This window comes from Haladaptatus sp. CMAA 1909 (assembly GCF_043952005.1).
In the GTDB taxonomy this organism is placed as follows: Archaea; Halobacteriota; Halobacteria; order Halobacteriales; family Haladaptataceae; genus Haladaptatus.
Window position 1 is genome coordinate 2,286,688 of the sequence record NZ_JBIOAV010000001.1, and the last position, 13,168, is coordinate 2,299,855.

At 67.0% G+C, this 13,168-nt stretch carries 10 protein-coding genes; 8 read left to right on the plus strand and 2 right to left on the minus strand.

Going from position 1 to position 13,168, the window contains the following annotated elements:
* The first annotated feature begins 79 nt into the window (after nt 1-79).
* Nucleotides 80-2,422, plus strand: a complete 2,343-nt coding sequence (locus ACGYLY_RS12555; RefSeq protein WP_395281278.1) for a xanthine dehydrogenase family protein molybdopterin-binding subunit — start codon at nt 80-82, stop codon at nt 2,420-2,422.
* A gap of 812 nt (nt 2,423-3,234) precedes the next feature.
* Here the strand turns inward: ACGYLY_RS12555 and ACGYLY_RS12560 are convergent.
* Both ACGYLY_RS12560 and ACGYLY_RS12565 read right to left on the minus strand, forming a co-directional pair.
* Nucleotides 3,235-3,942 (minus strand): NTP transferase domain-containing protein, encoded by a 708-nt coding sequence (locus ACGYLY_RS12560; RefSeq protein WP_395281277.1) that lies wholly within the window; start codon nt 3,940-3,942, stop codon nt 3,235-3,237.
* Nucleotides 3,939-5,168 carry a molybdopterin molybdotransferase MoeA gene (locus tag ACGYLY_RS12565; protein WP_395281276.1) on the minus strand — a complete coding sequence of 410 codons (1,230 nt, stop codon included), beginning with the start codon at nt 5,166-5,168 and terminating at the stop codon, nt 3,939-3,941. Before ACGYLY_RS12565 ends, ACGYLY_RS12560 begins: the two co-directional genes overlap by 4 nt.
* A 153-nt stretch (nt 5,169-5,321) precedes the next feature.
* Here ACGYLY_RS12565 and ACGYLY_RS12570 point away from each other — a divergent pair, with 153 nt between their 5' ends.
* The 7 genes from ACGYLY_RS12570 (at nt 5,322) to ACGYLY_RS12600 (ending at nt 13,089) form a co-directional block, all read left to right on the plus strand.
* Nucleotides 5,322-5,921, plus strand: a complete 600-nt coding sequence (locus ACGYLY_RS12570) for a CoxG family protein (protein ID WP_395281275.1) — start codon at nt 5,322-5,324, stop codon at nt 5,919-5,921.
* The gene (locus tag ACGYLY_RS12575; protein WP_395281274.1) at nt 5,918-6,412 is read left to right on the plus strand and encodes a (2Fe-2S)-binding protein; all 495 of its coding nucleotides are present in this window, start codon (nt 5,918-5,920) and stop codon (nt 6,410-6,412) included. Before ACGYLY_RS12570 ends, ACGYLY_RS12575 begins: the two co-directional genes overlap by 4 nt.
* A 3-nt stretch (nt 6,413-6,415) precedes the next feature.
* A complete protein-coding gene (locus ACGYLY_RS12580; protein ID WP_395281273.1) occupies nt 6,416-8,797 on the plus strand; it encodes a xanthine dehydrogenase family protein molybdopterin-binding subunit in 2,382 nt (793 codons plus the stop codon).
* Nucleotides 8,797-9,693 carry an FAD binding domain-containing protein gene (locus ACGYLY_RS12585; RefSeq protein ID WP_395281272.1) on the plus strand — a complete coding sequence of 299 codons (897 nt, stop codon included), beginning with the start codon at nt 8,797-8,799 and terminating at the stop codon, nt 9,691-9,693. The genes ACGYLY_RS12580 and ACGYLY_RS12585 overlap by 1 nt, the downstream gene beginning before the upstream one ends.
* A gap of 89 nt (nt 9,694-9,782) precedes the next feature.
* A complete protein-coding gene (locus tag ACGYLY_RS12590; protein ID WP_395284113.1) occupies nt 9,783-10,685 on the plus strand; it encodes an AAA family ATPase in 903 nt (300 codons plus the stop codon).
* Nucleotides 10,682-11,974, plus strand: a complete 1,293-nt coding sequence (locus ACGYLY_RS12595; RefSeq protein ID WP_395281271.1) for a VWA domain-containing protein — start codon at nt 10,682-10,684, stop codon at nt 11,972-11,974. The genes ACGYLY_RS12590 and ACGYLY_RS12595 overlap by 4 nt, the downstream gene beginning before the upstream one ends.
* Before the next feature lie 5 nt (nt 11,975-11,979).
* Nucleotides 11,980-13,089, plus strand: a complete 1,110-nt coding sequence (locus tag ACGYLY_RS12600; protein WP_395281270.1) for an XdhC family protein — start codon at nt 11,980-11,982, stop codon at nt 13,087-13,089.
* Nucleotides 13,090-13,168: the final 79 nt, after the last annotated feature.

The window sequence follows — 13,168 nt, forward strand, 5'->3', positions numbered from 1 at the left end:
CCCGGCGAACCGCGTGCTACACGTCGTTCGCCGGGACTCGACAGTTTAAATCCGGTGACGCGTGATATCCCGTAACATCATGAGCGAGACACCGGACGGTCCGTTGGTGGGGAGGGACATCGAACGGCGGGAGGATCCGGCCCTCGTGACCGGGCGGGCGACGTACACCGACGATGTGCAGGCGGCGGACGGTACCCATCTCTGCTTCGTTCGGAGTAGATACGGTCACGCGACCGTCGAGGGAATCAATACGGAGGCGGCCAAGTCGATGGAGGGCGTTCTCGGCGTCTACACGTGGGAGGATATCGAGGCGTCGGATTCGCCGGGCGTCATCCCGGTCAGGGCGGGGACGCTCGACCACGAGATTCCGGGGCATCCCGTCCTCGCACGGGGGCGAGTGCGATATCACGGGCAACCCGTCGCCGCCGTCGTCGCCGAGGACCGGTACGTCGCCCGAGACGCCGCGAACGCCGTAGACGTCTCCTATGACCGTCTCGATGCCGTCACGGACCCCATCGAAGCGACCGGCGAGGACGCTCCGACGATTTTCGAGGGCGTCCCCGGAAACGTCGTGACAGTCACGGAGATGGGCGATTCGGACGCCGCCGAGGAAGCGTTCGAGGACGCGGACCGAACCGTCGAAGTCGAGTTGGAGAACAACCGCCTCATCGCCAACGCGATGGAACCGCGGGCGGCGCTCGCGGAGTACGACGAGACGGACGACTCGCTGACCGTCACGATGACGAGTCAGTCGCCCCACGGCCACCGCGGAAAGCTCTCGACCACGCTGGGAATCCCCGAGAACCGACTCCGCGTCGTCGCGCCGGACGTCGGCGGCGGGTTCGGACACAAGGGCCACCACCACCCCGGCGAGGCGATGGCGGCGTGGTGCGCCCGCGAACTCGGACGCCCCGTGAAGTGGACGGCCACGCGCTCCGAGAACAACCTCGCCGGGGCACACGGGCGGGACCACCGGACGACCGCCGAACTGGCGTTCGACGACGACGGAACGATTCGCGGCCTCCGGGCCGAGACGCACGCCGGTATCGGCGGCTACGGACTCGGCGTCAGTCCCGCGCTTCCGGGGTGGTACGGACGCCTGCTGGCCAGCCAGTACCGGATTCCCGCCATCCACTGTCGAACCCACAGCGTCCTGACGAACACCGCACCCGTCCACTCCTACCGGGGAGCGGGCCGCCCCGAGGCCGTTTACGTGACCGAGCGACTCGTGGACCGCGCGGCGCGGGAACTGGATATCGATCCCGCCGAGTTCAGGCGCGGGAACCAGCTTTCGCCCGACGAGTTCCCCCACGAAACCGCCGTCGGCGCGAACTACGACAGCGGGGAGTACGAAACCGCCCTCGTTGAAGCACTCGACGCGGTGGACTACGACGCGCTTCGTGAACGACAAGCGGACGAGCGGGAGCGTGAGCAGGAGCGAGAGCGGGAGAACGGCGACGGTCCGTACCTCGGTATCGGGGTCGCCAACTACGTCGAATCGACCGGCGGCGGGTTCGAAAGCGGCGTCGTCCGCGTCCATCCCGACGGCGGCGTTACAGTCTATGCCGGAACGCACTCCCATGGGCAAGGCCACGGGACGACCTACGCCCAAATCGTCGCCGACGAACTCGGCGTGCCGTACGACGACATCGACGTGGTGGAGGGAGATACGGAGCGGATTCCGGCCGGTACGGGAACGTTCGGCAGTCGAAGCACCATCACGGGCGGGAACGCCGTCGCTGAGAGCGCGGGCGAGGTGGCCGAGAAGGCGCGACGCATCGCCGCCAACCGCTTGGAGGCGGCACCAGAGGACGTCGAACACGAGGGCGGCGAGTTCCGCGTCATCGGCGCGCCAGAGCGGTCGATTTCCTTCGAGACGGTCGCGGACGCGGCGTACGGCCGTGGACTCCCCGAAGGCGAGTCCGCCGGACTCGAATCGACCACGTTCTACGAGCAGGACGGGACGGCCTATGCCTTCGGGACACACGTCGCCGTCGTGGCCGTTGACCCCGACTCCGGCGAAATCGACGTGGAGCGGTACGTCGCCGTGGACGACTGCGGCGAGCAGGTCAACCCCCGCATCGTCGAGGGGCAGGTCCACGGCGGGGTCGCGCAGGGACTCGGACAGGCGCTCTACGAGGAGGCCGTCTACGACGACGCCGGGACGCTCGTCACGGGGTCCCTGCAGGACTACGCGGTTCCGAAAATTACCCAACTCCCGTCGATGGAGACGCGGAGTACGGTGACGCCGAGTCCGACGAACCCCCTCGGCGTGAAGGGAATCGGCGAGGCCGGAACCATCGCCGCGCCGCCCGCGATAGTCAACGCGGTGTTGGACGCCCTCGAACCGTTCGGCGTCGAGGAGATAGACATGCCGCTGACCCCCGAGCGCGTGTGGCGAACAGTTCAAAATGCGAAGTGAGGTCGACATCGTCACTCGCTACGGATTGTATTTGGGAACGTCTGAATCGCAACTACTGGGAAGCAGCCCTCGAAAGCCCCCGTCCGCTCGCTGACTTGTGGTTGGTATTGCCGTGACTGCAACTACAGACGTCAATGAAACCGCCCCGCCACCGCATCAGCCACATCCTCCCCAACCGATTCCTTCGCATTCGCTCAGTCATCCACCGTCAGAGCTTTGCTCTGACGAGCCATTCGTTCGTTCCTCCGTCACTCACGAAGACCTCGCACGCTGTCAGCGAACCGACGCGGCCGAGAGTGGCCGCGTCGTCCCGCCAGCGCGCGCCACCGTCAACAGGGACGTTACGGCAACTAAACCGACGCTCTCGGCGCGTGCACCAGCAGGTTCTCGGTCGAGGACCTGCTGGTTATCACGCGAGGGATGACGACCGAGGAGCAGCGCGACGATGGGAGGAATCGGTTGGGGAGGGCGTGGCGTGCGAGGTTTCGAAGAAACCTCGAAAAGCGAGCGGTGCAGCCGCGAGCACGCGGTAGCGGTGCGGTTGCGGTGCGGAAGCGGTGTGTGGTTTGGGACTGAAAGGGGCCGGGCGTTCGCGCTTGTTTTAGTCGTTTCAGCGACCTCTCTCTGCGGGCGGTTTTCGCCGAGATGTCGCTGAACGACCGCGAACGTTCGGGGGCTTTCGAGGACTGCTTTCAGTATTTGTAGTCACACGATAGAGTTAGAGTATACACCTATTTTGATGAGTAGACGAGGGCTTTCGAAGAGTCCAGTTCGGCATCTCGGAAAAGGGAGACCCAGTAAACGCCGTTCGTTCACCGAAGTTCTCGCAGGTCGTCGGTCGTATCGACGTCGACCAAGACGCCGGGGTCGTCGGTTTCGACCAACGCGGAACGGTCCCCGTGGAGCAGGATTTCCCGTCCGCCCATATCGCCCTCAACGTCCGTCAGCGCGTCGAAATGGAGAGCGTCGAAGAGGACGGGGTTGCCGCGCGCACCGTCGAACGCGGCGGCGAGAGCGTCGCCCGCGCCCGCCCGATACGCGGCGACGAGGCGGTCGATGCTCTCGGGACTGACGCGGGGCATGTCGCCAAGTGCGAAGACGATAGCGTCGTACTCGCGGCCCCATTGGACGCCGCGCCGGACGGACGTCGCCTGTCCGCGTTCGGCGTCAGGATTCACGATCAGGGAGACGTCCATTCCGGAGAGTGCGTCGGTGACGGGGCCGTCATCGGCGGCGACGACGGCCGCGACGGCGTCGAGTTCCGCGGCGTCGAGGAGGCCCCGAGCGGCGTGACGGACGAGCGGTTCGGACTCGAAGGGAGGGGAATCGGAGCCGGCGGAATCAGAACCGGAATCGAGGGATTCGGAATCGGAACCGGAATCCCTGGAATCGAGCGAGGCGAGGAGTTTGTTCGCCGGGCCGAACCGGGAACTCGCTCCGGCGGCGAGGAGGACGCCCGCGACGGACGCGTCGGGGCGGAACGTGCTATCGAACGGCGGCGCGACGACCGGAAGCGTCACGTCACGACCTCCGTGGGGACGAACCGAACGGACTCGCCGGAGTTGAGCGCGGTGCGGACACAGAGGTAGCCGTCCATCCGAAGCACCCGGGCGCAGTCGGCGAGGATGCGCGGTGAGAATCGCTCGCCGTAAATGGGAACGGAGGAGTCGGCGTGGCCGAGCGGAACCACTCGGTCGCCGCGACGTTCGATGGGGACGACGTATTCGGTGTCGTGTTCGGGGAGTTCGAGGTCGCACGCGAGGAAGCCGTCTTCGGTCGGCGCCGCCGTCTCGCCGGTGAGGAGCGCGCGGCACGCGGAAACCGCGCCGAGGAACGCCGCGACGGGTTTGCCGGGAAGCGCGACGGCGACGGCGTCGTAGTCGTCGAGCGTCGCCACGCGGACGTGGCTTCCGGGTCGAACGTCGATACCGTCCACGACGATGTCGCCGTGGTCGGCGAGCGCGCGGCGAACATGGTCGCGCGCGCCGCCGCCGGTCCCGCCGCTCGTCAGGATGACGTCGGCCGCCGTCGCGTGGCGCTCGATCACGTCACGAACGGCCTCGGGGTCGTCGGGCACCGGATCGACGACGTGAGGGTCGTGTCCCCACGATTGGACGAGGGTGGCGAGCATCGGCGAGTCGCGGTCGGGTTGTCGGTCCTCGACCAGTTCGGTCCCGGTTCCGAGGACGCGGACGGAGAGCCGTTCGAGGACGGAAACGGTCTCCAACCCGAGGTCGGCGAGCAGACCCGCGTCGGGCGCGCTCAGTCGCTCGCCCTCGGGAATGACCGTCTCGTCGGCGGTGGCGGTCGTTCCGCGCCGGAAGACGTTACGGCCGGGTTCAACGGTTGGGCCGTCGAGCGTCGTTTCCCGAGCCTTTCCATCGTCGGAATCACTGTCGTCCGTGATCGCGCGTTCGCGTTCGAGGACCGCGTCGGCGCGGGCGGGGAGCGGCGCTCCCGTGGCGATTCTGACCGCTTCGCCGGACTCCATCGCGGGCGGGTCGTCCTCCGCGCCGACCTCGCCGACGAGACGGAGGGGATAGGCGTCGTCGGTGTTGAACGCGAATCCGTCCATCGTCGCGTGGTCGCGCGGCGGAACGTCGGCGGGTGCGACGACGGGTTCCGCGAGGACCCGCCCGCCGATTCGTTCGGGGCCGACTTCCTCGCGGGGAAGGGTGTCGAAAAGCGTGTCGCGGGCGTTCGTGACCCGTTCGAGCGCCGTCCATCGTGAAACCGGATGCGTCACGCACGAATCTATGCCACGTCCTGACAAAGGCGTTCCCCCGGAGGGAAACGGATCGAGTACCCAATTTGGGGAAAGCCTTATTGTGTAATCCCTAGTGATTACGCGTGATAGATGATGCCAACCACCATGACACCGAGAGGACAGTGATATCGCGTGGAGTTCAGCGATACCTTCGAAATCGAGGACACCACTCCCGAGGAAGCATGGCTCGCGCTCTCCGATCCAGTGATGATAAAGGAGGCGCTACCGGGCTGCCAGTTCCTCGTCCGCGTGGACGACGAGAACCCCGATTTCGACGCGCTCAGAGAGCAGACGGCGGACGATGACGACCCGCCGACGCTCCCGGAGGCGGATCCGGAGGACATCGCGGAACGAGCGTTCGAGGAAGGAGCACACTACGCGGCACTGATGGAGATCGGTGTCGGAAGCGTCAAACCGTCGTTCGAGACGGTCGTCACCATCGCCGAACGCGAGTTCCCCGAGATGGCGGCCGAAGGCGAGGGGAGCGCGAGCAACTCCTCGTTCGAACTCGAAGCGGGAATGGCGCTGGAGGAGACCGAAGACGGCGTCGCCGTCGATTGGAACGCGCAAACGGACGTCTTCGGGCGCGTCGCCCAGATGGGCCAGCGCGTCATCAACCCGGTCGCCAACCGCGTCGTCAGCCGCTTTTTCGGCAACATCGAAGAACAACTGCGAGACGTCGAAACCGACGACACCGGCGGTCTTCGGAACAAAATCAGGGACATCCTATGACGGAACACGACATCACCATTACGGTAAACGGCGACGAGAAAGAACTCACGGTCGAATCACGAACGCTGCTCGTCCACGCGCTCCGGGACGAACTCGGCTACACCGGCCCGAACGTCGGATGTGAAAGCAGCACGTGCGGAGCGTGTACGGTTCACTTGGACGGCGACGCCGTCAAATCCTGTACCCTCCTCGCGGTACAGGCCGACGGCTGTGACGTAACGACCGTGGAGGGACTGGCGGACGGCCCCGAACTCACCCCCGTACAGGAGAGCTTTCAGGAGGAACACGGCCTCCAGTGTGGCTACTGCACGCCGGGCATGATAATGACGGCCGAACAGTTCCTCGAAGACAACCCGGACCCGTCGCGGGAGGAAATCCGCGAAGCGTTGGAGGGGAACCTCTGTCGCTGCACAGGCTATCAGAACATCGTCAACGCGGTGGAGTCCGCCGCCGAGAAGATGCAGGGAACCACGGCGGCGGAGGGGGACTGACCGATGTCCATCGAAACCATCGACGCGGAGGACGTAGAGGTCGAGGAGGTCCTCGGATCGGCCATCAAGCGCCGTGAGGACCCCTCGCTCATCACGGGGCGGGCGGAGTACACGGACGACATCCAGCGCCCGAACATGGCGCACATGGCCGTCACGCGGAGCCAGTACGGCCACGCCACCATCGAATCCATCGATACGAGCGAGGCGGAAGCGATGGACGGCGTCATCGCGGTGTACACCGCCGAGGACTTCGACGTCCCCGGCGAACTCCCGGTCGGGTGGTTGCTCGACAGCCTCCGAACCCCGGCCCATCCGATTCTGGCGAGCGAGCGCGTCCGCTATCAGGGCGACGCCGTCGCCGTCGTGGTCGCCGACGACCGATACGTCGCACAGGAAGCGGCGAACGCGGTGGACGTGGACTACGACCGTCTCGACGCCGTCACGGACCCCGCCGAGGCGCTCGAAGACGACGCCCCCGTCCTCCACGAGGAGGAAGGGGACAACGTCGCGCTGGACTGGGAACTCGGCGACGCTGAGAAGACCGACGCGGCGTTCGATGACGCCGCCACCGTCGTCGAGGCCGACCTGCACAACCAGTATCTCATCCCGAACGCGATGGAACCGCGTGCGACCGTCGCGGAGTACAACGCGGGGTCGGGCGACCTCAAGGTCAACATGACCTCGCAGAACCCGCACCTGCATCGACTCCTGATGTCCGGGGTCATCGACCACCCGGAACACAAACTCCACATCCGCGCGCCGGACGTCGGCGGCGGGTTCGGGTCGAAGATTCACCACTACGCGGACGAAGCGCTCACCGCGCTCTGTGCCCGCGAACTCGAACGACCCGTGAAGTGGGTCGCGACGCGAACCGAGACCTACGAGACGGACGCTCTCGGACGCGGCCACGTCACCCACGCGAAGATGGCGCTGGACGAGGACGGCAACATTACCGGCTTCGACGTGGACACGAAGGCCAGTCTGGGTGCCTACCTCTCGACGTTCGCACCGGCGGTGCCGACGTACCTGTACGGGACGCTCCTCTCGGGGCAGTACGACATTCCGGCCATCCACGTCGCCGTGGAGGGCGCGTTCACCAACGTCCCGCCGGTCGACGCGTACCGGGGCGCCGGCCGCCCCGAAGCGTCCTACGTCGTGGAGCGCATGATGACGCTCGCCGCGCGCGAAATCGACGAGGACCCGGCCGAGTTCCGGCGGAAGAACTTCGTCGGGGCGGACGACTTCCCGTACCAGACGGAGGTCGCCGTCGAGTACGACAGCGGTGACTACGAGAAGACGCTAAACGAGGCGCTGGACGCCCTCGACTACGACGAACTCCGCGAACGACAGGAGGAACTCCGCGACGAGGACCGATACATCGGCGTCGGCCTCTCGGCGTACATCGAGGCGTGCGGACTCGCGCCCTCGGAACTCGCCGGGCAACTCGGCGCGCAGGCCGGACTCTGGGAGAGTTCGCTCGTCCGCATGCAGTCGTCGGGAACCGTCACCGCCTACTGCGGGACCTCCGGTCACGGGCAGGGTCACGGAACGACCTACGCCCAAATCATCGCCGACGAACTCGGCGTCCCCTACGACGACGTGGAAATCGTGGAGGGGGACACCGACGAAGTGCCACAGGGAATGGGTACCTACGGCAGTCGGAGCGCGGCGGTTGGCGGCAGTTCGCTGGCGACCAGCGCCGGGAAAATCGTGGAGAAGGCGCGGCAAATCGCGGCCCACCAGTTCGAGGCCGACGAGGAGGACGTCGAGTTCGAGAACGGCGAGTTCCACCTCGCCGGTGCGCCGGACGAAAGCGTTACCATTCAGGAGATCGCCGGACAGGCGTACCTCGCCCACGACATCCCCGACGACATGGAACCCGGTCTGGAGGCGACGTCGTTCTACGACCCGGAGAACTTCACGTTCCCGTTCGGTCTGCACGCCTGCGTCGTGGAAGTCGACCCCGAGTCGGGCGAAATCGACATCGAACGCTACGTCGCGGTGGACGACGTCGGCAACCAGATCAACCCGAAAATCGTGGAGGGACAGGTCCACGGCGGGGTCGCACAGGGCCTCGGACAGGCGCTCTACGAGGGTGCCCAGTACGACGACAACGGCACGCTTCTCACGGGGTCGATGCAGGACTACGTGGTGCCGAAGGCCGAACACATCCCCGAAATCGAGACACGGAGCACGGTGACGCCGTGTCCGCACAACCCGCTCGGCGTGAAGGGCGTCGGCGAGGCAGGAACCATCGCCGCACCGCAGGCGCTCGTGAACGCCGTCACGGACGCGCTGCAACCGTTCGACGTGGACGACATCGAGATGCCGCTGACGCCCGAACGCGTGTGGCGTGCGGTCAAGGAAAACGGAGGTGAGAACTGATGTTCCCGGCGCAGTTCGACTACTACAAAGCGTCGAGCGTCTCCGAGGCGCTCGACCTGATGGAAGAACACGCAGACGAGGAGACCGAAATCCTCGCCGGGGGTCACAGCCTGCTCCCGACGATGAAATCGGGGCTTGCGAGTCCCGACGCGCTCATCGACATCAGCGGTATCGACGCCATCTCCGGCATCGAGACGAACGGGGACGAGACGACCATCGGTGCGACGACGAACTACGTCGACGTCATCGACTCGTCCGAACTCGCAGAAAACGTCTCCGTCTTCCCGAGCGCCGTCGAACAGGTCGGCGACGTGCAGGTCAGAAACCGCGGTACCATCGGCGGCAACCTCGCACACGCGGACCCGGCGTCGGACCTCCCGGCGGCGGCCCTCGCCGCGGACGCGACGATAGTCGTGGAGGGGCGCGATGGGGAACGCGAGATTCCGGTGGACGACTTCTTCCTCGGGATGTACGCGACGGACGTCGCGGAGGACGAACTCCTCACCGGGGTCCGCCTCCCGAACGCGCCCGACGTCGGCGGGGCGTACGCGAAAAAGCCGAGTCCGTCCTCGGGGTACGCGATGGTCGGCGTCGCCGCCGCCCTCGAAGTCGATGGCGACGAGGTGACGTCGGCGCGCGTCGCAGCGAACGGCGTGATGGATCACGGCGTCCGCCTCGAACCCGTCGAGGACGCGCTCGTCGGCGAATCGGCTGACGAGGACGCCATCGCCGACGCCGCGGACCACGCGGGCGACGACTTGGACGAGATGCTGATGATGGACGACGTGCAGGCGTCGGCCGATTTCCGCGCCCACCTCCTCACGGTGTACACGAAGCGAGCGCTCGGGACGGCGGTCGAGCGGGCGCGCGGCGACGGCCCGGCGGCCGCCGACTAACCCTTGAACCATCAGCCCCTATGGCAGACCGTGACAGTAATCGACACGAAGACGAAGACGGGGCCGCCCACCCCGCAAAGGAGGCGTCGATGACCGGCGACGGGTTTTCCGAGGTGACCGAGAGCGACCTCCGCGCGGTGTTCGACGACCAGCAGTACGTCGCCGAGGAGGACATCGTCACCACGGTGCTGCTGGCGCTTCGCATGGGCAAACCGCTGCTCGTGGAGGGCGAACCCGGCGCGGGAAAGACCGAACTCGCCAAGGTACTCGCCGCGGGGTTCGAGACGGACCTCGTTCGCCTCCAGTGTTACGAGGGACTGGCCGCCGAGAACGCGCTCTACGAGTGGAACTACACGAAGCAGTTGCTCGCTATCCAGTCGGGCGAAGGCGGCGTCGCCGACGACGACTCCGTCTTCGACGAGAGCTATCTGCTCTCCCGACCGCTCCTCGAAGCGCTCTCGGGCGACGGCGAGCGCCCGCCCGTCCTCCTCGTGGACGAAGTGGACCGGGCCGACGAGGAGTTCGAAGCGCTCCTGCTCGAACTCCTGTCGGACTTTCAGGTGTCCATCCCCGAACTCGGCACCGTGGAAGCCGCGACGCCGCCGGTGGTGATACTCACCTCGAACCGCACGCGTGGGTTGAGCGACGCCCTGAAGCGCCGGTGTCTCTACCTCTACGTGGACCCGCCGTCCGCCGAAAAGGAGCGGGCCATCGTGGAACGCAAAGTGCCGGAACTGGACGAGGGCATCGCCGCCCACCTCTGCGGCGTCACCCAGCGACTCCGCGACCGACCGCTCAGAAAGCGCCCCGGACTGGCGGAGACGCTCGATTGGGCCGAGGCGCTCACCGTCCTCGACGGCGAGGACGGACGGCTTTCGGTCGAGACGGCGCGGCGCACGCTCGGGTGTCTGCTGAAGGACGCCGAGGACGTGGAACGGGTGGACGACGACGAACTCGCGTCGCTCCTCGCGGAGGTGCACGGGGAGTCGTGACGACGCCATCCGCGGACCGGCGATCCGCCGACCGATTGCGGGACGAACTCGTCCGGTTCACGAATCGTCTCGGACGGGAGAACGTCACCGTTCCCACGAACGGGGCGCTCGCCGCCGCCCGAGCGCTGACCGCGGTCGAACGGTTCGAACGGAATCGCGTGCAGAGCGCGCTCCGAGCGACGCTGCTCACCGACGTCGCCGACCGCGAGACGTTCGACAGACTGTTTTCGGTCTTCTGGGACCGTATCCGCGGCGAGGAGCGCGCCTATCCCGCCGGACCGGCCGACGCGCCGTCGCCCGGCAAACCGAACGTCGGGAACGACGGCCCGACCGGCGCGAGGGAGGACGGAAACGAAAGCGGAAGCGACGAGAGCGGACGCGACGAGGACGGGCGGTCGGGCGGGGCAGAGACGGGAGCGGGAGCGACCGTCTCGCCGGACGGGTCGAACGGCGAACAACCCTTGGTCGCCGCGCGATACAGTCCCAGCGGCGACGGGGAGCGCGTGTCGGCGGAGACCCTCGCCGTCCACGACGAGGAAAGCGTGGCGACGGCGACGGCTGCGTTCACGCGGGCCGTGTCATCACTGCCAGGGCGGCGCTGGGAGGCCACCGGGCGGGGCGTGGACGCGCGGCGTGCCCTCCGGCGAAGCGTCGAGAGCGGCGGCGTGCCGCTCCCACTTCCCGGGCGTGCCCGGAAGCGGACGGCGACCCGCGGCGCGTTCTTGGTGGACGTGAGCCAATCGGTTCTCGACACCGTGGACCGCGGGTTTCTCCTCCAGTTCCTCCGCGAGGTGCGACGGACGTGGCGACGAACGCCGGTGTTTTTCTTCGACACCCGACTCCGCGAGGTGAGTTCGGCGTTCGACGAACCGACGCTGCACGACGCGCTGGCCGCGCTAGAGGCCGCACGAACCGAATGGGGCGGGGGGACGCGCATCGGTGCCGCCGTCGGGACGGTTCGTGACGAGTACCCCGACGCCGTGGACTGGCGGAGCACCGTCGTCATCCTCAGCGACGGGTTGGAACGCGGAGACACGGACGACCTCTCGACGGCGATGGCGTGGCTCTCGCGGCGCGCCGGACGGGTGCTCTGGTTGAATCCGCTGGCCGTCTCCCCCGCCTACGAACCGGCCTGCCGCGGGATGCAAGCGTCGCTCCCGTATCTCGACGGACTGTACGGCTTCACGAACCCGGACGACCTGCATCGAATCGCCGACGAACTCTCCCGACACGGTCCCGAGCGAACGCTGGCGGGACCGCGCGGGAACCACATCGAGAATTCAACGTGAGAAGAATGACTGAAACCGAACGAAGCGAGTGGAGCGTACCGGAACGGGAACTGATGGCGCACGTCCGCGACCGGTTGGACGCGGACGAACCGGCGATGCTGGCCACGGTCGTGGACGTCGAGGGGAGCGCCTACCGACGACCGGGGGCGAAGATGGTCGTCTCGCCGTCGAAGGGTGGCGTCGGCGCGATTACCGCGGGGTGTCTGGAATCCGAAGTCAAACAGCTCGCGGAGAAGGTCCTCGACGACGGCGAGCCGACGGTGAAGACGTTCGATCTGACCGGCGACGACGACGTGTGGGGGTTCGGCGTCGGCTGTAACGGCGTCATCGACGTTCTCCTCGAACCGCTCGACGAGAGCATCCGACCCGCCGTGGAGGCCTACGAACGGGGCGAGGAGTCGACGGTCGCGACCGTCGTGGCGAGCGACGCCGACGGCGTCTCCGTCGGCGATCGAGCGACGGACGATTTCGAGGACTTGTCCGACGAGGTCGAAGCCGCGATTCGTGCCGCGGACGTCGAAAAATCGCGCACCGTGAGCGTGGAAACCGACGCGGGAACCGTGTCGGTGTTCGTGGACCGCATCTCCCCGCCGGCCGAGTTGGTCGTCATCGGGAGCGGCCACGACGTCTCGCCCATCGTGGACTTGGCGTTGAACGTGGACTTCCGGGTGACGGTGGTCACGTTCCGCGGTGCCGACGGTGCGAAGGAACGATTCCCCGACGCCGACCGGGTGGTGGCGACCTCGCCGCGCTCGCTGACCGACGACGTGACGTTCGACGCGAACACACACGTCGTCGTGATGTCCCACAACTTCATCGACGACCGACTGGCGCTCGAATCCCTGCTCGAAACCGACGTGCCGTACATCGGGATGATGGGGCCGAAAGAGCGCTTCGAGGAGATGCTCGAAGCGTTCGAGGAGGAGGGCGTCGAGATTCCCGCGACCGAGCGGGAGAACGTGTACACGCCGGTCGGCCTCGATCTCGGCGGCGGCGCGCCGTATCAGGTCGCACACAGCGTGGTCGGCGAGGCGCTAGCCGTCCGGAACGGTCGGAGCGGGGGACACCTCCGAGAGGGAACGAAGTCCGTCCACGACCGAGCCACGGCGGAGTAAGCGGGGTATCGTTCCGCAGTTCCAGTCGGGTGGGAAAACGGAGTATCGCGGAGCGGTCGGGGGGACCGAGAAAAGACGG